The organism is Mycolicibacterium sediminis, from assembly GCF_010731735.1.
In the GTDB taxonomy this organism is placed as follows: Bacteria; Actinomycetota; Actinomycetes; order Mycobacteriales; family Mycobacteriaceae; genus Mycobacterium; species Mycobacterium sediminis.
This window is the reverse complement of the sequence record NZ_AP022588.1, coordinates 3,292,959-3,312,591: the sequence shown is the minus strand read 5'-3', so window position 1 is coordinate 3,312,591 and position 19,633 is coordinate 3,292,959. Positions and strand designations below refer to the sequence as shown.

The 19,633-nt window shown below is 70.4% G+C and carries 19 protein-coding genes; 8 read left to right on the top strand and 11 right to left on the bottom strand.

Annotation, left to right across the window (positions count from 1 at the left end; all coding sequences use genetic code 11):
- Positions 1-32 precede the first annotated feature (32 nt).
- Positions 33-1,367, top strand: coding sequence for an MFS transporter (locus G6N64_RS15865; RefSeq protein WP_163797919.1), 1,335 nt, complete (start codon positions 33-35; stop codon positions 1,365-1,367).
- On the opposite strand, the gene G6N64_RS15860 is transcribed toward G6N64_RS15865, so the two are convergent.
- Complete coding sequence (locus G6N64_RS15860; RefSeq protein WP_246231258.1) at positions 1,349-1,837, bottom strand: 2-isopropylmalate synthase; 489 nt, start codon at positions 1,835-1,837, stop codon at positions 1,349-1,351. The genes G6N64_RS15865 and G6N64_RS15860 overlap by 19 nt on opposite strands.
- 212 nt (positions 1,838-2,049) lie before the next feature.
- On the opposite strand from G6N64_RS15860, the gene G6N64_RS15855 reads away from it, so the two are divergent.
- A complete protein-coding gene (locus G6N64_RS15855) occupies positions 2,050-2,805 on the top strand; it encodes a sulfite exporter TauE/SafE family protein (RefSeq protein WP_246230671.1) in 756 nt (251 codons plus the stop codon).
- Here the strand turns inward: G6N64_RS15855 and G6N64_RS15850 are convergent.
- From G6N64_RS15850 to G6N64_RS15835, 4 genes are all read right to left on the bottom strand, one after another.
- Positions 2,796-3,863, bottom strand: coding sequence for a phosphotransferase family protein (locus G6N64_RS15850; RefSeq protein ID WP_163797918.1), 1,068 nt, complete (start codon positions 3,861-3,863; stop codon positions 2,796-2,798). The two genes, G6N64_RS15855 and G6N64_RS15850, sit on opposite strands and share 10 nt — an antisense overlap.
- On the bottom strand, positions 3,863-5,056 hold the full coding sequence (locus G6N64_RS15845; protein ID WP_163797917.1) for an acyl-CoA dehydrogenase family protein: 1,194 nt from the start codon (positions 5,054-5,056) through the stop codon (positions 3,863-3,865). The genes G6N64_RS15850 and G6N64_RS15845 overlap by 1 nt, the downstream gene beginning before the upstream one ends.
- Positions 5,057-5,120: 64 nt before the next feature.
- Positions 5,121-6,857, bottom strand: a complete 1,737-nt coding sequence (gene poxB, locus G6N64_RS15840) for a ubiquinone-dependent pyruvate dehydrogenase (protein WP_163797916.1) — start codon at positions 6,855-6,857, stop codon at positions 5,121-5,123.
- A 102-nt stretch (positions 6,858-6,959) separates the two neighbouring features.
- Complete coding sequence (locus G6N64_RS15835; RefSeq protein WP_163797915.1) at positions 6,960-7,727, bottom strand: SDR family NAD(P)-dependent oxidoreductase; 768 nt, start codon at positions 7,725-7,727, stop codon at positions 6,960-6,962.
- Between the two features lie 102 nt (positions 7,728-7,829).
- On the opposite strand from G6N64_RS15835, the gene G6N64_RS15830 reads away from it, so the two are divergent.
- The 4 genes from G6N64_RS15830 (at position 7,830) to G6N64_RS15815 (ending at position 13,500) form a co-directional block, all read left to right on the top strand.
- Complete coding sequence (locus tag G6N64_RS15830) at positions 7,830-9,419, top strand: molybdopterin-dependent oxidoreductase (protein WP_163797914.1); 1,590 nt, start codon at positions 7,830-7,832, stop codon at positions 9,417-9,419.
- A gap of 12 nt (positions 9,420-9,431) precedes the next feature.
- A complete protein-coding gene (locus G6N64_RS15825) occupies positions 9,432-10,961 on the top strand; it encodes an ATP-dependent DNA ligase (protein WP_163797913.1) in 1,530 nt (509 codons plus the stop codon).
- 68 nt (positions 10,962-11,029) lie between these two features.
- Complete coding sequence (locus tag G6N64_RS15820) at positions 11,030-13,342, top strand: carbon starvation CstA family protein (RefSeq protein ID WP_163797912.1); 2,313 nt, start codon at positions 11,030-11,032, stop codon at positions 13,340-13,342.
- Positions 13,339-13,500: a YbdD/YjiX family protein gene (locus tag G6N64_RS15815; RefSeq protein ID WP_409370762.1), complete on the top strand. Its 162-nt coding sequence runs from the start codon at positions 13,339-13,341 to the stop codon at positions 13,498-13,500. The genes G6N64_RS15820 and G6N64_RS15815 overlap by 4 nt, the downstream gene beginning before the upstream one ends.
- A gap of 4 nt (positions 13,501-13,504) precedes the next feature.
- Here G6N64_RS15815 and G6N64_RS15810 read toward each other — a convergent pair whose 3' ends face one another.
- The 5 genes from G6N64_RS15810 to G6N64_RS15790 form a co-directional block, all read right to left on the bottom strand.
- A complete protein-coding gene (locus G6N64_RS15810; protein WP_163797910.1) occupies positions 13,505-13,954 on the bottom strand; it encodes a DUF350 domain-containing protein in 450 nt (149 codons plus the stop codon).
- Between the two features lie 22 nt (positions 13,955-13,976).
- Entirely contained in the window at positions 13,977-15,143 is a 1,167-nt protein-coding gene (locus G6N64_RS15805) for a glutathionylspermidine synthase family protein (RefSeq protein ID WP_163797909.1), read from the bottom strand.
- A 1-nt stretch (position 15,144) separates the two neighbouring features.
- Positions 15,145-15,681 carry a hypothetical protein gene (locus G6N64_RS15800; protein ID WP_163801841.1) on the bottom strand — a complete coding sequence of 179 codons (537 nt, stop codon included), beginning with the start codon at positions 15,679-15,681 and terminating at the stop codon, positions 15,145-15,147.
- Positions 15,682-15,822: 141 nt separating this feature from the next.
- Positions 15,823-16,869, bottom strand: a complete 1,047-nt coding sequence (locus tag G6N64_RS15795) for a TIGR03857 family LLM class F420-dependent oxidoreductase (protein ID WP_163797908.1) — start codon at positions 16,867-16,869, stop codon at positions 15,823-15,825.
- Entirely contained in the window at positions 16,860-17,234 is a 375-nt protein-coding gene (locus G6N64_RS15790) for a nuclear transport factor 2 family protein (protein ID WP_163797907.1), read from the bottom strand. The genes G6N64_RS15795 and G6N64_RS15790 overlap by 10 nt, the downstream gene beginning before the upstream one ends.
- A 57-nt stretch (positions 17,235-17,291) precedes the next feature.
- On the opposite strand from G6N64_RS15790, the gene G6N64_RS15785 reads away from it, so the two are divergent.
- A complete protein-coding gene (locus tag G6N64_RS15785) occupies positions 17,292-17,912 on the top strand; it encodes a TetR/AcrR family transcriptional regulator (RefSeq protein ID WP_163797906.1) in 621 nt (206 codons plus the stop codon).
- A 92-nt stretch (positions 17,913-18,004) separates the two neighbouring features.
- Positions 18,005-18,496, top strand: coding sequence for a GAF domain-containing protein (locus G6N64_RS15780; protein ID WP_163797905.1), 492 nt, complete (start codon positions 18,005-18,007; stop codon positions 18,494-18,496).
- A 220-nt stretch (positions 18,497-18,716) separates the two neighbouring features.
- Here G6N64_RS15780 and G6N64_RS15775 read toward each other — a convergent pair whose 3' ends face one another.
- Complete coding sequence (locus tag G6N64_RS15775) at positions 18,717-19,478, bottom strand: crotonase/enoyl-CoA hydratase family protein (RefSeq protein WP_163797904.1); 762 nt, start codon at positions 19,476-19,478, stop codon at positions 18,717-18,719.
- Positions 19,479-19,633: the final 155 nt, after the last annotated feature.

Here is a 19,633-nt window from a genome sequence, read left to right as displayed (position 1 = left end):
ACGAGTCTTGCCTTCACCGCGACGGTAGGGCTATGTGGAGTCACGTGACGCCAACGGACACCTCGACGGACGCCGGAACGGCGGCCGATCCACCGGCGAACCTCCGCACGCCGCTGCTGGCGAGCCTCGTGGGCACCACGATCGAGTGGTACGACTTCTTCCTCTACGCCACGGCGGCGAGCCTCGTGTTCAACCGCGCGTTCTTCCCCGACGAGAGTTCACTGGTCGGCACGCTGCTGTCCTTCGCGACCTTCGCCGTCGGCTTCGTCGTCCGCCCGATCGGTGGCTTCGTGTTCGGGCACATCGGTGACCGCATCGGCCGCAAGCGCACCCTCGCGGCGACCATGTTGCTGATGGGAGGCGCCACCGCGCTGATGGGCGTGCTGCCCACCGCAGCACAGATCGGGATCCTCGCGCCGATCCTGCTGCTGGTGCTGCGCATCGTGCAGGGCTTCGCGCTGGGAGGTGAGTGGGCGGGTGCGGTCCTGCTCGCCGTCGAGCACAGCCCGCCCAACCGCCGCGGCCTCTTCGGCAGCATCCCGCAGGTCGGCCTCGCGCTCGGTCTGGCGCTGGGCACGGGGGTGTTCGCGCTGCTGCAGGTGGTGATGAGCGACGAGGCGTTCCTCGCCTACGGCTGGCGGATCGCGTTCCTGGGGAGCATCGCGCTCGTGATCGTCGGTGTCGTCGTCCGCCTCAAGGCCACCGAGACGCCCGAGTTCGAAAAGGTGCGCCAGTCGGGCGAGACGTCGACGGTGCCGGTGCGGGAGGTGTTCCGCCCGCCCGCGCTGCGGTCGACGGTGCTCGGCATGCTGTCGCGCTGGGGCGAGGGTGCCGCGTTCAACACCTGGGGTGTGTTCGCCATCTCCTACGCCACCGGCACCCTGCACCTGGCCAAGGTGCCGACGCTGGTGGTGGTGACGGTCGCGGCGCTGCTGATGGCGGCGCTGCTGCCGGTGTCGGGTCTGCTGGCCGACCGCTTCGGGCCGAAACGCGTGTACGCCAGCGGGATCGCCGCCTACGGGATTCTGGTGTTCCCGGTGTTCGCGCTGTTCTCCGTCGGGACGCTCACCACGTACGCGGTGGGCATGATCCTGGTGTTCGGGGTCGTGCACGCCTGGTTCTACGGCGCGCAGGGCACGCTGTACGCGTCGCTGTTCCCCACCCGCATCCGCTACACCGGGCTCTCGACGGTGTATCAGCTGTCGGGGGTCTACGCGTCGGGTCTGACGCCGCTGATCCTCGTCGCACTGATCGCGGCGACGGACGGCTCACCGTGGTTGGCGTGCGGATACCTCGTCGCGACGGCGGCGATCAGCGTGGCGGCGACGCTCGCGCTGAAACCGCTCGATCAGGTGCAGTCGGCGTAGAGCCGGTTCGCGCAGGCGATGATCGCCCGCAGCGCCGAACTGGTCGCGTCGTCGGCCAGCCCCATGGCCCAGCTCTCGTGGAACCCGTCGGTGCCGCGCACGTAGGTCGCGGTCGCACCGTCGGCTGGCAGCTGGTGGAATTCGCGGACCTCGACGGCGATCCCGCGCGCGTGCAGCATCTCGGTCAGTGCCCCGATCGGCCCGCTGGCCGAGGCGGTCGAGGTGCCGATCCGGTCGCCGACGGCGATGGTCGCCTGGTAGTTGCGGGCCTGCGGACCGAGGCTGCCGCCCGGACGTTCGGCATCGGTGCACTCCCAGTTGCCCAGCCGCAGTGGACCGGAGGTCGGTGCGTAGGTCTCCTGGAATGCGTCGAACGACATCGATCCGGCTTCCTCGCGAAGGCCCCGCGGGAGGACACCCGCAGTCCGTGGCGCAATGGCCGTGGTGGGGGCGGTGGTGGGTGCTGCGATGGCGCTGAGCGCCGAGGATGAGGTGAGCACGTGCCGGTCTTCTCTACTGGAGAGGGAAAACGACCGACGGTGCAGCGACCCACAGCGAGGGGTCGGTCTGGATCAGACCCCGCTGCGGGTGACTACTACGAGTCGCTTCGGCACGTCCGTGACTGTAGGCCCACCCCGGCCGCCATGCAAGCGACTTCGCGGACGGCTAGGGTTCATCGCCGATGGCGGCGCTCGGGTGGTGGGAGATGGCGCTGCTGTTCACCGCGGGCATCGCGGGCGGACTGACCGGCAGCATCGCAGGGCTGGCGTCGGTGGCCACGTATCCGGCCCTGCTCCTGGTCGGCCTGCCTCCCGTGGCGGCCAACGTGACCAACACCGTCGCCCTGGTGTTCAACGGCGTCGGTTCGGTGTGGGGATCGCGGCCCGAGCTGGTCGGTCAGCGGGCCACGTTGCTGCGACTGGTGCCGATGGCGGCGCTCGGCGGTGTCGCCGGCGCCGTGCTCCTCCTGTCCATCCCCACCGAGGGCTTCGAGAAGGTGGTGCCGGTCCTGCTGGTCACGGCGTCGGTGGTCATCCTCCTGCCGCGTCGCGCCCAGCCCGACGGCGTCCGGTCGGTCCACAGCGTCCCGATCGGCCTGGCCGTGCTCGCGATCGGCGTCTACGGCGGATTCTTCGGCGCCGCGGCGGGCGTACTGCTGCTGGCTCTCTTCCTCCGCCTGGGCGCGGAGTCACTCGCGCACGCGAACGCCGTGAAGAACGTCGTCCTCGGCGTCTCGAACGGCGTTGCGGCCCTTGTCTTCGTGGTGGTCGCACCCGTGCACTGGGCGGCCATGGTCCCGATGGCCATCGGTTGCCTGATCGGTGCACGGCTCGGTCCGATCATCGTGCGGCGGGCACCCGCCACGCCGCTGCGGATCGCGATCGCGGTGGCCGGCATCCTGCTGGCGATCGACCTGGGGTTGGACGCCTACCGCTGACCGTCGGCGAACGGGTCCCGGCCCCTGGCCACCCGAACGCCGAGGTCGATCAGGTGGGCGGCCGACTCGTGCAGCCGCTCCCCCGCCTCCCGACTCGCCCGGCCGGCCAGGTACCGCGACCAGGTGCCCTCGATGACGATGCCGAGCTTGAAGCACGCCAGCGCCACGTACCAGTCCAGCCGGTCGGAGCGACGGCCACCCGCGGTCCGGTAGGCCTCGAGGAGTTCGGCACGGGTGGCCAGGCCGCCGAGCGCCGCGAGTTCGGCGCCCGCGTTGATGGTGTCGGGTCCGGTCGGCCAGCAGACCAGCATCCAGCCGAGGTCCAGCAGCGGGTCACCGACCGTGCACATCTCCCAGTCGATGAACGCCGCGAGTTCGGCGCGGTCCCGGCGCAGTAGGACGTTGTTCAGATGGGCGTCGCCGTGCATGATCCCCGGCTGCGCGTCCTCGGGTTGTTCGTCGCGCAACCAGGTGGCGAGGTCGTCGACACCGGGCAGCGACGCGGGGTCGTAACCCTCGTGGCGGTAGCTCTCCAGCAGACCCAGGAACTGCGGGACCTGGCGTGCGAGAAAGGATCCCGGCCGCCGGAGTTCCGCGAGCGGGCTGCCCTCCCAGGCCACGTTCCCCAGTTCGGCGAGACTGGCCGCATAGGACAGGCAGACGTCGTGGCGCATCGCCGGATGGTCGACGTACGCGCGTGCCACCTCCTGCCCCGGGTTGAATCCGTCGACCTCCTCCATCAGGTAGAACACGACGCCGAGCACGTCGAGGTCGTCGCATCCCGCGATGAACCCCGGATGCGGCACCGCGGACCCCGCGAGCGTGCGCAACACCGCGATCTCCCGCAGCATCGTCTTGTCGCTGGTGGGCCGCGGGTGCAGCGGCGGACGACGCAACACCATCGGCCTGTCGTCGACCCGCAGGTGCACCACGATGTTCTGGGTCCCTCCGGTCAGCGGTGCGACGTCGGACACCGTCTCGCCGAGACCGCGCTCGTGCACCCAGCGCTGCACCGCCTGCCGGGCGTCCTCGTCGAGGCTGGGCAGCTCGGCCGTCATCAGAGACCGAACTGGTCGTCGACGACGCCCAGCCAGATCTGCGCCGCGTCGATGGCGATCTTCTCGCTGATGAACGCGTGCTGCGTGCCGGTGTAGAGGTCGCGGAAGGCGCGTTCCAGCCGGCTGCCCTCGCGGATCGCCGTGGTGCCCGCCGCGAGGTGCGCCCACTCCGCGCACTGGCGCGACACGTCCGTCGCGTACACCGCGGCGACGCGCATGTCCGCCCGCAGCGTCGGGGTCAGGTCCGCACCGGCCGCCACGGCCGACTCCGCGGTGGTGAACGCGTCGACCACCAGCAGGCGCGCCGCGCGCCAGGCCGCGACGTGGTGGGCCAGTCCCCTCTGGAACGTGGGGCGGCTGGCCAGGGACGCCATGTCGCTCATCCGGAACTTCGTGGCGGCCAGGTCGGCGACGTCGTCGAGCATGCTCTTGGCCACGCCGAGTGCCCAGGACGCGTGGCCCGCCGCGGTGACGGGCATCATCCCCATCCGGGTGGCCGGTGACGTGCCGCGGCGCGGTGCGCGCTCGAAGAGTGCGAACGTGCGGTGCTCGGGCACGAACACGTCGTCGACCGCGTAGTCGTAGGACCCCGTCGCCTTGAGGCCCTGGACGTGCCAGCCGTCCTTGAACTCGACGTCCTGGCGCGGGAGCACCGCCACCCGCATGTCGGGGACGCCCTCGCCGGCCCACCGCATCTCGCCGTCGTCCATCGGCAGGAAGCCGGCCGCGACGTACTCGGCGTGTCCGGTGCCCGAGCCGAAGCTCCAGGCGCCCGTCAGCCGGTAGCCGCCGTCGACCGCGACGCCCTGACCGTTGGGGAAGAACTGGCCGCCCATGGTGACGCGGTTGCCGTGGGCGGTGAACACCTCGTCGAAGCCGGCGTCGGGAAGGTAGGTGGCCGCGGCGAACGACGACGGCAGGTTGGCGATGCCCACCCACCCGAACGAGCCGTCCTGCCAGGCCATTTCGATCCAGGTGTCGATCATCTCGGCGAAGCCGGGCTCTCGGCCGCCCGCGGGCACCGGGTTGAACGACGACATCAGTCCCGACGACCACATCTCGTCGACGACGGTGGACGTCAGCGTGCGCAGGCTCTCGCAGTCGGCCGCCTCGGCACGCACGAGGTCGCGCATGCCCCGCGCCAGGTCGACGATGGGGTGCTGATCGATCGATGTCCGCGTGTCGGTGACCATGGCAGACATCGTCGCGGCGACAGCGGTGTTCGCGCGGGAAAACGCGCCATCCCGCCGCCGCGCGTCAGTCCAGCAGCCGCCGTGCCACGTTGGTGGTGACGAGGTCGAGCAGCTCGTCGCCGCGGCCGGCGAGGATCGTCCGGATGGCGTAGAGCGAGAACCCCTTCGCCTGCTCGACGGTGATCGCCGGCGGGATCGACAGCTCCTGGCGTGCGGTGACGACGTCGATGACCGCGGGGCCGTCGTGGGCGAAGGCGTCGGTGACGGCCTGTTCGAGGTCGCCTGCCCGCTCGACGCGTCGCCCGAACATCCCCATGGCCTGGGCGACCGCGGCGAAGTCCGGGTTGATCAGCTCGGTGCCGAAGTTCACGATGCCCGCGGCCTTCATCTCCAGCTCGACGAAGTTGAGCGACGAGTTGTTGAACACGACGAGCTTCACGGGCAGGCGGTTCTGCATCAGCGTGATGAGTTCGCCGAAGCTCATCGCGAGGCCGCCGTCACCCGCGAACGCCACCACCTGCCGCCCGGGGTAGGCCGTCTGCGCGCCGATCGCGTGCGGCAGCGCGCACGCCATGGTGCCGTGGTTGAACGAGCCGACCAGTCGCCGCGTCCCGTTCATCTTCAGGTAGCGCGCCGCCCACACCACGGGTGACCCGACGTCGACGGTGAAGACGGCGTCGTCGGATGCCAGCCGGTTGACCAGTCCGGCAACGTATTCCGGCCGGATGGGGCTCTTGTCGCGATCGTTGACCGCCAGCGCGTCCAGGTTCGCCCTGGTCTTGCGGTAGTGGCGCAGCGAGCGGTCGAGGTGCTCCCGGCCGGGCTTCTGAACCAGCAGGGGCTTCAGGGCGGCGAGGGTGTCGGCGACGGTGCCCACCAGACCGAGGTCGATCGGCGTCCGTCTGCCTAGGTGACCACCGCGGACGTCGACCTGGATGATGCGGGCGTGCTCGGGATAGAACTGCTGGTAAGGAAAGTCCGTACCGAGCATCAGCAGGACGTCGGCCTCCTTGATGGCCTTGTAGCCCGACGAGAAGCCGAGCAGTCCCGTCATGCCGACGTCGTGCGGGTTGTCGTACTCGATGAACTCCTTGCCGCGCAGCGCGTGCACGACGGGGGCGTTGAGCGTGCCCGCCAGCTCGACGAGCGCGTCGTGGGCGCCTGCCACCCCGGCACCGCCGAGGATCGTGACGTTCTGCGCGGAGTTGAGCATGTCGGCGGCGCGGCGCAGCGACTCGTCGTCGGGCCGGATGACCGACCGCGTGGCCTCGATCGCGTGCTTCAGCCAGCCCGACTCTCCCGCCTGCGCCAGGAACACCTCGCCGGGGATGACGACGACGGCGACGCCGTTCTCCTCGACGGCGGCGCGCATCGCCATCTCGAGGATGCGCGGCGCCATCTCGGGGGTGCTGACCAGCTCGCAGTAGACGCTGCACTCGCGGAACAGGTCCTGGGGGTGGGTCTCCTGGAAGTAGCCCGAGCCGATCTCCGAGCGCGGGATGTGCGCGGCGATCGCGAGGACCGGCACGCGGCTGCGCTGAGCGTCGAAGAGTCCGTTGATCAGATGCAGGTTGCCCGGTCCACAGCTGCCCGCGCACACCGCCAGCTTGCCCGTCAGTGCGGCGTCCGACGCCGCGGCGAACGCTGCCGTCTCCTCGTGCCGAACGTGCTCCCACGACACGTCGTCGGACCGGCGGATCGCGTCGGTGAAGCCGTTCAGGCTGTCGCCGGGCAGGCCGTAGACGTGCCGGACGCCGCTGCGCGCCAACGCCTCGATGACTCTGGTGGCGACGGTTGCCATGGACGGCCTCTTCTCCTGCGTCGTCGGCGCGGTCGTCCACACCGAGCGCGGCTCAACGCGCCGGAGTCACCTTACTGATTCTGGCGCGAAGCGCTCGTCGAGCTATTTCGGCGCGAAACGCTGGCCGGCGTCGAGGCGGATGCACTGACCGTTCAGCATCGGATTCTCGACGATCGCCAGCGCGAGCTTGGCGTACTCCTGCGGCTTGCCGAGTCGCTTGGGGAACGCGGCGTCCTTGGTGAGCGCCTTGGCGAACTCGTCGGGGATGCCCTGGGTGAGGCCGGTGGCGAACAGGCTCGGCGCGATCGCGGTGACGCGGATGCCCAGGCTGCCGAGGTCGCGGGCCATGGTCAGACACATGCCCGCGATAGCGGCCTTGGAGGCGGTGTAGGCGACCTGTCCGATCTGGCCCTCGAACGCGGCGATCGACGCCGTGTTGATGATGACGCCGCGCTCCTCCGCCTCGTCGTCGACGGGTTCCTGCTGGCTCATCTGCCAGGCGGCGAGCCTGCTGATGTTGAAGGTGCCGATCAGGTTCAGGTCGATGCAGGACCGGAAGCTGTCGAGGTCGTGCGGACCGGTCTTGGTGATGGTGCGCTCGCCGATGCCGCCGCCTGCGGTGGTCACGATCACGTGCAGGGCGCCGAGGTCCGCCACGGCGGCCGCGAGGACGCTCTCGGTCCCGGCGAAGTCGGTGACGTCCACCTCGTGGAAGCTGCCGCCGATCGCCGAGGCGACGTCCTTGCCGTTCGACTCGCCGCGGTCGAGGATCGCCACGTCGGCGCCGCGCTGAGCCAGCGACTCGGCGGTCGCCTTCCCGAACCCGGATGCGCCTCCGACGACGATCGCCTTCTTCCCCGAGATTTCCATGCGGCTCTCCCACGTGTCAGATTGAGGCCAGACTGTAACGCCCCTGGCGAGCGTCACCCTACGGTAAGGCTTTCCGAGCGCCCAGTGGGTACGTTGGCGGGCATGGCCGATGTGGCTTCCCGCCCCCGCGCGTTGACGGGCGTGGCCGCTGCGGCGGTCGCGCTCGGCGTCACCCAACTCATTGCCGTGCTGTTCGGCCCCGGTGCCGACGCACGGACTGCCGTCGGCTCGGCGGTGATCGACCTGACGCCCGGCCCGGTCAAGGAATCGGCGATCCAGCTGTTCGGGACCGCCGACAAGCTGGTGCTCACCGTCGCGGTGCTGCTGGTGATCGGCGTGATCGCCGGCGTCACCGCCCGCTTCGAGACCAGCCGGGTGCCGCTCGGCAGCATCGCGATCGGACTGGCCGGGATCGCCGGCGCGGTGGCGGTCATGTCCCGCGCGGGCGCCACCCTCGTCGACGTCGTTCCCGCGCTGGTGGGCGCCGCGTGTGGCATCGCGGTGCTGCGGTTCCTGGTCTCGGGACGCTTCACCGATCCCGCGCCGCCCAAGCCGCCGTCGGCGCGCAGCGGCGGCACCGTCATCCCGGCGGCCGGCCCGCCCCCCGACCCGGGACGCCGGTTGTCGCTGCTGACCCTCGGCTTCCTCACCGTCGGTGCCCTGACGGGCGTCGCCGGCGCGGTGCTGGCCCGGATGCGCTCGTCTGTGGCGGCCGATCGCAACGCGTTCGCCGCACCTCCCCCGCTGTCGAAGGCGCCGCCCATTCCCCCCGGCGTGCAGCCGGCGGGCGTCACGCTGCCCCCGTTCATCACTCCGAGCGCCGACTTCTACCGCATCGACACCGCCCTGTCGGTCCCGCAGCTGAGCCGCGAGGAGTGGAAGCTGCGCATCCACGGCATGGTGGACGACGTCGTCACGTTCCGCTTCGACGACCTCGCGCAGTTCGAGGTCGTCGAGAAGGTCGTGACGCTCACCTGCGTGTCGAACCCGGTGGGCGGCGACCTGATCTCGAACGCCACCTGGACCGGCTACCGGGTGCGGGACCTGCTGGCCAAGGCGGGGGTCAGATCCGAGGCCGACATGGTGCTGTCGACGTCCATCGACGGCTTCACCGCGGGATCCCCGGTCGAGGCCATGACCGACGACCGCGACTCGCTGCTGGCCATCACCATGAACGGCGCCCCGCTGCCCACCGAGCACGGCTACCCGGCGCGGCTGGTCGTGCCGGGTCTGTACGGCTACGTGTCCGCCACCAAGTGGGTGGTGGACCTCGAACTCACGCGCTTCGATCGCGCCGAGGCCTACTGGACCCGGCTGGGCTGGGGTGCGCGCGGCCCCATCAAGACGCAGTCCCGCATCGACGTGCCGCGCAGCGGACAGGACGTCCCCCGCGGCGCGGTCACCTTCGGCGGCGTGGCCTGGGCGCAGGGCCGCGGGGTCAAGGCCGTCGAGGTGCGCATCGACGGCCCGGACGGCGGCGAGGGACAGTGGCAGCCCGCCACGCTCGGCGCCTCGTACTCCAAGGACACCTGGCGGCTGTGGAGTTTCCCGTGGCAGGCCGATCAGCCGGGCGACCACCGGATCTCCGTGCGCGCCACCGACGACACCGGTGCGGTGCAGACCTCCCAGCTCGCCGACGTGCTGCCCGACGGCGCCACCGGGTGGCACGACGTCTCGTTCACGGTGACCTGACAGGCTGGCACGGTGCTGCTCGTCGACGTCGCCACCGCCTCCGCCGACGTGGGCGCGGTCCCGGGCCGGCTCGCCAAGACCGCCCGCATCGCCGACCTGCTCGCGGCGACCGACGGGGATCCCCGGCTGGCCGCGGTGATCGTGTCCTGGCTCTCGGGTGAGCTGCCACAGCGTCAGATCGGCGTGGGCTGGGCGGCGCTACGCGCCCTGCCGGCACCCGCCTCGGATCCCACGCTGACCGTCGCCGAGGTCGACGCCACGTTCAGCGAGATCGGCGGCGTCTCCGGCAAGGGGTCGCAGACCCGGCGCGCCGAACTGCTGGCCGGGATCTTCGGCGCCGCCACCGCCGTCGAGCAGACCTTTCTGCGCCGTCTGCTCGGCGGTGAACTCCGCCAGGGCGCACTGATCGGGGTGATGGTCGACGCCGTCGCCAAGGCTGCCGGCGTACCGGCCCCGGTGGTGCGCCGGGCGGCGATGCTCGGCGGCGATCTGCCCGCGGTCGCCGCCCAGGCGTTGTCGGGGGGCGAGGCGGCGCTGGCCGAGTTCACGCTCGTCGTCGGGCGACCCGTCGGCCCGATGCTGGCGCAGACCGCCACGGGTGTCGCCGCGGCACTCGAGAAGCTCGGCGGCACGGCGGTGTTCGAGGCCAAGCTCGACGGCGCCCGCGTGCAGATCCACCGGGACGGCGACCGGGTGTCGGTCTACACGCGCACCCTCGACGACGTCACCGACCGGCTGCCCGAGGTCGTGGCCGCCACCCTCGCCCTGCCGGTGCGGACGCTGATCGCCGACGGCGAGGCCATCGCGCTGCGGCCCGACGGCAGACCGGACCGCTTCCAGGTGACGGCGTCGCGGTTCGGGTCCCGGGGCACGCGGGACGCCGCGACGCAGCCGCTGTCGGTGTTCTTCTTCGACGTGCTGCACGTCGACGGCACCGACCTCCTCGACGCGCCCGTCACCGAGCGGTTGGAGGTGCTCGACTCGATCGTCCCCGCGTCCCAGCGGGTGGACCGGCTCGCCACCGCCGACGCGGGAGCGGCCGCGGAGTTCCTGGCGGCCACGCTCGCCGCCGGACACGAAGGCGTGATGGCGAAGTCGCCGACCTCGCCGTACGAGGCGGGCCGACGCGGGGCGGGCTGGCTGAAGGTGAAGCCGGTGCACACACTCGACCTGGTGGTGCTCGCCGTCGAGTGGGGGTCGGGCCGACGCACGGGCAAGCTCTCGAACATCCACCTCGGCGCGCGGGACGACCGGACCGGCGGGTTCGTGATGCTGGGCAAGACGTTCAAGGGCATGACCGACGAGATGCTGGCCTGGCAGACGGAGCGGTTCCTCGGGTTGGCCGACGGTCCGACGGACGGGTACGTGGTCACGGTCCGGCCCGAGCAGGTCGTGGAGATCGCGCTGGACGGGGTGCAGGGGTCCACCCGCTACCCGGCCGGAATGGCGCTGCGGTTCGCCCGCGTCGTCCGCTACCGCGACGACAAGCGCCCGGACGAGGCCGACACCGTGGAGACGGTGCGCGCGCTCTACGAGCGCTGACCCGACGCGCCGCACCAAAGGCGGGCGTTCTCACCAATCGTCCCCGCGAACGGTGACAGGATCGGACCATGGCTTCGACCCCATCCTCATCTCCCCCGACACCATCGGCGTCCGCGCGCACCGAGGAGACGAAGGGCGACGTCACCTACGTCCGCACCGACCCCGACCTCCCGCCGGTCGCCGTCGTCGACCGCTCTCCCATCACCACCAGACACAAGGTGATCTTCGGCGTCATCGCCCTCCTGGGCGCCATCGCCTGGGCGATGATCGCGTTCTTCCGCGGTGAGACCGTCAACGCGGTCTGGTTCGTCATCGCGGCCATCTGCACCTACGTGATCGGCTACCGCTTCTACGCCCGGCTGATCGAGACGAAGATCGTCCAGCCCAAGGACGAGAATGCAACGCCCGCAGAGGTGTTCGAGAACGGCACCGACTACATGCCCACCGACCGGCGGGTGCTGTTCGGCCATCACTTCGCCGCCATCGCCGGCGCGGGGCCGCTGGTGGGCCCGGTCCTCGCCATGCAGATGGGCTACCTGCCCGGCACCATCTGGATCATCGTCGGCGCGCTGGTCGCGGGCTGCGTGCAGGACTACCTGGTGCTGTCGATCTCGGTGCGCCGCCGCGGCCGCTCCCTGGGCCAGATGGCGCGCGACGAACTAGGCACGATCGGTGGCGTCGCCGCGATCGTCGGCGTGCTCGTCATCATGGTGATCCTGCTCGCCGTGCTCGCGCTGGTGGTGGTCAACGCGCTCGCCGAGAGCCCGTGGGGCGTCTTCTCCATCTCGATGACCATCCCGATCGCCCTCTTCATGGGGCTCTACTTGAGGTTCCTGCGGCCCGGCCGGGTGTCCGAGGTGTCGCTGATCGGCGTCGTCCTGCTGCTGCTCGCCGTGGTGTCCGGCGGCTGGGTCGCCGAGACCGCCTGGGGCGTCGACTGGTTCACGCTGTCGAAGGTCACGCTGTCGTGGTGCATCATCGCCTACGGCCTGGCCGCGTCGGTGCTGCCGGTGTGGCTGCTGCTCGCCCCGCGCGACTACCTGTCGACGTTCATGAAGGTCGGCACCATCGCGCTGCTCGCGGTCGGCATCCTGCTCGCCCGCCCCATCATGGAGGCACCGGCGGTCTCGTCGTTCGCGTCGAGCGGCACCGGGCCGGTGTTCGCCGGCTCGCTGTTCCCGTTCCTGTTCATCACGATCGCCTGCGGCGCACTGTCGGGCTTCCACTCCCTCATCTCCTCGGGCACCACGCCGAAGCTGCTGGAGAAGGAGAGCCAGATGCGGCTCATCGGCTACGGCGGCATGCTGACCGAGTCGTTCGTGGCGATCATGGCCCTCATCACCGCGGCCATCCTCAACCAGCACCTCTACTTCACGATGAACGCTCCCGCGGCCTCCACGGGGACGACCGGTGAGACCGCGGCCGCCTACGTCAACGGCCTCGGCCTGTCGGGTCCGCCGATCACCGGCGCCGAGATCGACGCCGCCGCGGCGAGCGTCGGCGAGGAGTCGATCGTCTCGCGCACCGGCGGCGCCCCCACGCTGGCGTTCGGCATGTCCGAGGTGCTGCACCAGGTGTTCGGCGGTACCGGCCTCAAGGCGTTCTGGTACCACTTCGCGATCATGTTCGAGGCGCTGTTCATCCTCACGACCGTCGACGCGGGCACCCGGGTCGCGCGGTTCATGCTGTCCGACGGCCTCGCCAACCTCGGCGGCCCGTTCAAGAAGCTGCAGAACCCGAGTTGGCGTGTGGGCGCATGGATTTGCAGCATCGTCGTGGTGGCCGCGTGGGGCAGCATCCTGCTGATGGGCGTCACCGATCCCCTCGGCGGCATCAACACCCTCTTCCCGCTGTTCGGCATCGCCAACCAGTTGCTCGCCGCGATCGCCCTGACCGTCGTCACCGTGGTGATCATCAAGCGCGGCCTGCTCAAGTGGGCGTGGATCCCCGGCCTCCCGCTCGCCTGGGACCTGATCGTCACGATGACGGCGTCCTGGCAGAAGATCTTCTCCGGCGACCCGAAGGTCGGCTACTGGACGCAGCACTTCCAGTACCGCGACGCCAAGGACGCGGGCAAGACGGCATTCGGCGCGGCCAAGGACGCCGGCCAGCTCGACGCCGTCATCCGCAACACGTTCATCCAGGGCACCCTGTCGATCCTGTTCGCGGTCCTGGTCGCCATCGTGTTCGTGGCCGGCGTCATCGTCGCGCTGCGCGCGATCCGCGGCACCGCCGGACCGCTGTCCGAGGACGAACCCGTGCCGTCGCGGATCTACGCGCCGTCGGGTCTACTCACCACCGCAGCCGAGAAGGAGGTGCAGAAGCAATGGGACGCACTACCGGACTCGCAGACCAGATCGGTTCGTACTGGCGCGCATTGAGTGGGTACTCCGCAGCACTGATGGGCGACGACCACTACCGTCGCTACGTCGAGTTCCGCGGCCGAGCCCACCCGGGCGAGCCGGTGCTCACCGAGCGGGAGTACTGGCGCATGCGCCACGCGGCGACCGAGGCCAACCCGCAGACCCGCTGCTGCTGACCTCTCAGAGGATCGCCGCGGCGGTGATGAGGCCCATGCCGACGTGCGCGCCCACGACCACGAGCACCTCCGGGGTGAAGCGCTCGGCGGCCAGCACCGCACCGATGTCGATCCCGGTGACGAGTTCGATGACGCGCACCGAGATCGCCTGCGCCAGAATGCCCAGCACGCCGAACACCAGCGTCTTGATCAGCCCGTCGAGTAGGTCGCCCGACGAGGTGAAGATGGCCATCACCACCACGAACGACAGTGACACCAACCCCGACGCGGCGATGGCGGCGGCATTGGGGCGGCGCGCCTGGACCAGGGTGCGTAGCGGCCCGGGCGTCGTCCAGTCGAGCACGAAGAAGCCGAGCACGATGAGCGCGAGACCGACGATGGCGTACAGCGCAATCGCGGCCACGCCGTGGCCGAGGACGGACCAGTAGTCTTCTCCGAGCGCGACGATGGTCATGGGGCGGGTGGATTCCTCTCGGTCAGGACAGCGGAATGCGGTGCGGGACGAAGGCGGCGCCGTCGTCGGTGACGAGCCCGGAGGTCTCCCGGATGCCCAGGCCCGCGGACTCGTCGCCGACGATCCACGCGCCGAGCGCCGGCCGCATGTCGTCGAACTGCGGTAGCGGGTCGAAGAGTTGGTACACGAACCCCTCCTCGCCGTAGACGCCGCCGGTCTGGGTCTCGTGCCCGTCGGCCACGATGGTGACGTTCGCACCCTCCCGGCCGAGCTTCGGCTTGCGCACGTAGTCGACGAGTTCGTGCGGATCGTCCACGTAGGCGGGAAGCAGGTTCGGGTGACCCGGATGCATCTCCCACAGCACGGCCAGGATGGCCTTGTTACTGAGCAGGGTCTTCCACATCGGTTCCACCCACATGGTCTGCGGCAGCGATTCGACTGCGCGACGGCCGAAGTCGTCGTCGATGAGCCACTCCCACGGGTACAGCTTGAAGATGGAGGCGATGGGCGCCTCCTCGAGGTCGACGAACCGGTTCAGGTCGCGGTCGAAGCCGATGTCCTCGATCGCGAGGCCGACGGTGCTCAGCCCGGCCTCGGCAGCACACTCCTGGATGTAGGCCAGCGTGACGTTGTCCTCGCCGGTGGGGTCGGCCGACGACCACGTGAAGTGCGTCTCGGCGCCGGGCAGCAGGTCGCGGATCTCCGCCCAGCGGGCGACGAGCTTCTCGTGGAGCGAGTTCCACTGGTCGTCCTCGGGGAACACCGCGGTCTTCCAGTGCCACTGCAGGATCGCGGCCTCGAGCAGCGAGGTCGGGGTGTCGGCGTTGTACTCCAGCAGGACCGGTGGGCGGCGCCCGTCGTAGCGGAGGTCGAAGCGGCCGTACAGGTGCGGGTCGCGCCGGCGCCACGACTTCTCGACGTGCTCCCACGACCACTCGGGCAGCCCGAATTCGCGGTACCGCTCGGTCAGGACGACGTGCTCGACCGCGTCGAGGCACATCGAGTGCAGCACCTCGACCGACGCCTCGATGGACAGCACCTCGTCCATGTCGAAGACGTAGTGCACCGACTCGTCCCAGTAGGGGCGCTCGGCGCCGGTGGAGTCGCGAGCAGGCGTGCCGTAACACATGCCCTGCTCGCCGACGATGCGCTGCCAGTCGGCGCGCGGGGCATGGCGTTCGCGCCTCACGTCAGCTGCCCGACCCGCCCGCGCTGCTCGACCCGAAGCCGCCGCGCGTGACCGACCCGGAGTCGGCGCCGCCGCCGCGCGAGATCGACTGTCCCGCGGAGGTGCGTCCGGTGGCCCCCTTCGGCAGTTCGAGGGTGCCGCCCCTCGCCGTGGTGCCGACGCCTCCGTTGTTGCCACCGTAGTAGTAGCGGTAGGGCGACCCCGCGAAGATGAACAGCCCGCCGCCGCCCCCGGAGCCCGACGAGCAGTACTGCTCGGGAACGACCTCGTTGGTGCCGTCCCGCACGCACGTCGCGGAGACCTCGTCGTCGTCGTTGAGGACGTGGTAGCCCAGGGCGACTGCACCGACCAGGCCGATCACGGCGATCGATCCCATCATGAGCTTGCGCCCGGACGCCGAGCTGGCTTCCTGCCTGCGCCTCTGGTCCTCGGCGAAGAGTTCGGCCGCCTCCCGGGCCTTCTGCGCCTTGTCCCGCTGGCGCGCCTCGGCGACCGTCGGCGGCCGCGGGCGGGTGGTGGCGGCGTCCTGCCAGCGGATCGAACCGGCGCTGTGACTCTGCGGAGCCGGCTCCGTACCCTCCGGCCCTCCGGCTGAATCGCTCGTCCCGTCGTCGCGCACGATGTCCTCCCCGTTCGAACTCCTCCGCCAGCATAGAGAAGGCCGTTCGGCGGGCGAGGCTCAGACGTCGGTCGCGCGGTACTGCGCGACGATGGGTTCCAGTTCGTCGGGGGTGGCGCCGTGCATGATCAGGGCGTCGGCGCCGTGGTCGAACTCCTGGCGTATCCGCTCGACGCACTGCTGCGCAGAACCCGTCGCAGACGGTTCGAGCCACTCGTCGGGGATCAGGGTCGCGATGTGCTCGATCTGCTCCGCGCTGGCCTCGTGGTCGATCCCCCCGGGGATGGAGGTGACGACCGCGTCCTCGCGGAAACGCCGGAGCACGGCCGGGTCCCAGCCGTTGGTCGTGACCAGCAGGTCGCCGTACCCCTGCAGGTAGGTGGCGAGGCGGGCGACCGTCTTCTTCAACCGGAGGTCCTCGGGCAGGTGGTCACCGACGGTCGCGAAGCACGACCACACGCGCACGCTCGCCGGGTCGCGGCCGGCCCGCTCGGCGGCGTCCTTGACGGTCCTGACGGCGCGCTGGAGCGTCTCGGGGGTGAAGTAGGTGTGCAGGATGACGTCGTCGAACTCCCGGCCGCCGAGGGAGAGTGTCTGCGGTCCGAACGCGACGATCGCGAGCCGGATGTCCTCGTCGAAGTCGCGGTCGAGGAACAGCACCGGGTACGTGCCCAGGGATCCGTCGTGGCCGATGATCACCTCGCCGTGCCACAGCCTGCGCATGACCCGGGCGAAGTCCTCCATCTGCGCGGTGGTCACGGCGGGCACCCCGAAGGCGTCGTACATCGCCGCGATGCCACGGCCGATGCCGAGGGTGAAGCGGCCGCCGGAGAGCCGGTGCATCGTGGTGGCGTAGGACCCGGTGATCAACGGGTGGCGCGTGTTGTGATTCGTTGCGGCCGTGGCGATCCGCATGGTGGAGGTGACGGCGAGCGCCGCACCCGTCAGCGACGACGCCTCCTTGACGTTCCACCGCTCGGAGATGAAGCCCGTCCCGAAGCCGAGTTCCTCGCCGCGGCGGGCCTCGTCCATCAGCGTGGCGGGGCCCTCGCCCCCGGCGCCGGCAAGCAGGTAGTAGCCCAGTTCGTCGAGCACCCTCACGCCCACACTCCTTGCTTGTAGCCACAGTTCCAGACCTCGGTGATCCGGCCGTCGACGACGCGGAAGACCTCCATGCTCCCGATCGTCGTCTCCGTGCCGTCCTCGAGCGTCATCGGTGACTCGTACACGATCGCGACGTGCTCGCCGTCGTCGCCGGCCACCACCAGTCGAAGGTCGAACCGGATCGATTCGAACATCTGCAGGTGGTTCACGATCCGGGCCACGGCCTCGTCGTGGCTCAACGTGTGCACCGAACCGACGTCGTGGCGAATCACGGTGTCGCCCATCAACTCCTCGGCGAGTGCGACGTCCCGCTGGTTCCACACCACGAGGTTGTAGGCCTCCACCACCTCGCGGGCGGACCGCGTCACCGCACCACCTCCAGTGTCCCGACACGAAGTTAATTGTCGAGCGTCTAATATGCAAGGGTGCCCTCCCCCGCCAAGGGGCTGACCCAACCCGAGCGCGTCGAGCTGTCCGCACGCAGGCTCGTCGAGGCAGCCGCCGCGCTGATCGTCGAGAAGGGTTGGGAGACGACGACTGCCGCGGAGATCGGCCGTCGGGCGGGGTACAGCCGGGCGATGGTGCACGCCCGCTACGGGAGCAAGGACGCCATCCTCGACACCCTCTTCCGCGACGCCTACGACGCGCGGGCCAACACCGCGCCGGCCGGCGACGCCGACGGACTGAGCGTCGCGCTGCGTCACGTCGACCGGATCGTCGACCTGTACCTCGCGGATCCCGTGTTCACCCGTGCGCTGTTCGTGTTGGCCTTCGAGGCCGTGCCCGCGACCTCCGCGCTGCGGAGCCGCATGCAGGCCTGGCTGGCGGGCGGAGCGGACACCGTCGAGGCGGGCCTGCGCGCCGGGATCGTCGACGGCTCCGTCCGGGCCGACGTCGACGTGGCCGCAGCCACGCTCGACGTCAGCACCGCGGGCCTCGGGATCGTGCACCGGTGGATGCTGTTCGGCGACGAGCCTCCCCTCGATGCCGGCCTGACCGCCCTGCGCGACCGCATCCGCCGCGACTACGGTGCGCCTGCGCGCTGACCGGTCGCCCCCTGGTTTGCAGGCCGGGACGCCGGGTACCGGTCCCGTGCCGGAGCGTCGCAGCCCTCGACTCTTCGCAAGAAGGGAGAGTCGTGACCCGAAACGTGGCCGAAGGTGGCGTCGACGAGGCTCTGCGGCTCGTGGCCGCGCAGGCCACCCGTCGGGCCGGCGACGGGTGCGGCGTCATCCTGCTCACGCGCGGCGGACGACGGATCACCTCCGTCGGTACCGACGCACTCGCCGAAGGCCTCAACGCGCTGTACGACCACTTCGTCGAGAACCCCTGCCGCTCGGCGTGGAACGGTCGTACGACGATCCGGGCCGAACTGCCCGGCGACGGCACCCCGGTCCCGGAGTGGATGGCGGCGGCCGGCAGGCTGGGCGCCCGGTCCATCCTCACCGCTGCGATGTCCACCGACGACCGGCTGCTGGGAGTCGTCACGCTGCACTCCGGCCGCCCGGGCGCCTTCACCGCCGCCGACGAGGAGGCGTTGCACGCGTACGCGCGTCGGGCCGCCGCATTCATCGACGACGTTCAGACGATCCGCAGCGCCGCCTACGCCGCGTCCCGCGCCGCGGGCTGACGAACCGGGGGAAAGCTGAGCTCACCCGGCAGTGGAACCGAATCGAGGGCCGTAGTCCTGCGCGGATCGCAGCCTCTGGCGCAGTCGTGCGGTGGCGTGAGGGCCCACGCGATCGGCGCTACGCGAATGTGCGCGTCAGGGTCGTGGATTCTGCATCCCATGGCGAGAACCACGACCATGGCTCGTGGGATCCGCAAGCAGCGATGAGGACACCCGGCCGTCAGGCACCCGTCCAGTTGGGCTTGCGCTTCTCGGCGAACGCCGTCGCCCCCTCGATCGCGTCCTTCGAGGAGAAGACGGGCATCACCAATTCGCCCTGCTTCTTCCACATCTCGGCCTCGGACCAGCCCGCCGACTTGGCGATGATCTCCTTGGTCACCGCGACCGCGAGCGGACCGTTGGCGGTGATGCGGTCGGCGAGGGCCAGCGCACCGTCGAGCGCACCGCCGGATTCGGTCAGCACGTTGACGAAGCCCCACTGCGAGGCCTCCTCGGCGGTGAAGCTGTCGCCGGTGAGGGCCAGTTCGAGCGCCTTCTGATACGGAATGCGGTGCGGCAGCCGGAGCAGCCCGCCACCCGCGGCGACCAGGCCGCGCTTCACCTCGGGGATGCCGAACTTGGCATCCTTCGCCGCCACGACGAGGTCGGTGGCGAGCACGATCTCGGTCCCGCCTGCGAGCGCGTAGCCCTCGACGGCTGCGATCAGCGGCTTGCGCGGCGGGCGCTCGGTGAAGCCGATGCCGCGTCCCGGGATGGTCGGCACCTCGCCCGCCACGAAGGCCTTGAGATCCATGCCCGCGCAGAAGTTGCCGCCGGCGCCGGTCACGATGGCGACGGACAGCTCCGGGGTGTCGTCGAGTTCGTCCATCGCGTCGGCGAGGCCCTGAGCGACCGCGAGGTTGAACGCGTTGCGCGCCTCGGGCCGGTTGATCGTGATGACGAGCGTGCGCCCCTGGCGCTCGCGGAGGACTACATCGGACACGCTGGCCCCTTCGCCGAGTGGGTCTTGCCGGACGGATGTCGTGCCGGCTCGTGCTCCTGCACGGTGCCCACCACTATAGGTTCCTCTCGCGAACGTTGGTTACCGCCACGCGAAACGCGAAAGACCATGACACGAGCCCACACTCGACGCGAAGG

Excerpts from the sequence above, each read along its gene's own strand:
- G6N64_RS15850 (WP_163797918.1), bottom strand. The coding sequence starts at position 3,863 with ATGACGGCCGAGCTGCCCAGCCTCGACGAGGACGCCCGGCAGGCGGTG.
- G6N64_RS15835 (WP_163797915.1), bottom strand. The coding sequence starts at position 7,727 with ATGGAAATCTCGGGGAAGAAGGCGATCGTCGTCGGAGGCGCATCCGGG.
- G6N64_RS15865 (WP_163797919.1), top strand. The coding sequence starts at position 33 with ATGTGGAGTCACGTGACGCCAACGGACACCTCGACGGACGCCGGAACG.
- G6N64_RS15810 (WP_163797910.1), bottom strand. The coding sequence starts at position 13,954 with ATGACCATCGTCGCGCTCGGAGAAGACTACTGGTCCGTCCTCGGCCAC.
- G6N64_RS15855 (WP_246230671.1), top strand. The coding sequence starts at position 2,050 with ATGGCGGCGCTCGGGTGGTGGGAGATGGCGCTGCTGTTCACCGCGGGC.
- poxB (WP_163797916.1), bottom strand. The coding sequence starts at position 6,857 with ATGGCAACCGTCGCCACCAGAGTCATCGAGGCGTTGGCGCGCAGCGGC.
- G6N64_RS15820 (WP_163797912.1), top strand. The coding sequence starts at position 11,030 with ATGGCTTCGACCCCATCCTCATCTCCCCCGACACCATCGGCGTCCGCG.
- G6N64_RS15830 (WP_163797914.1), top strand. The coding sequence starts at position 7,830 with ATGGCCGATGTGGCTTCCCGCCCCCGCGCGTTGACGGGCGTGGCCGCT.
- G6N64_RS15845 (WP_163797917.1), bottom strand. The coding sequence starts at position 5,056 with ATGGTCACCGACACGCGGACATCGATCGATCAGCACCCCATCGTCGAC.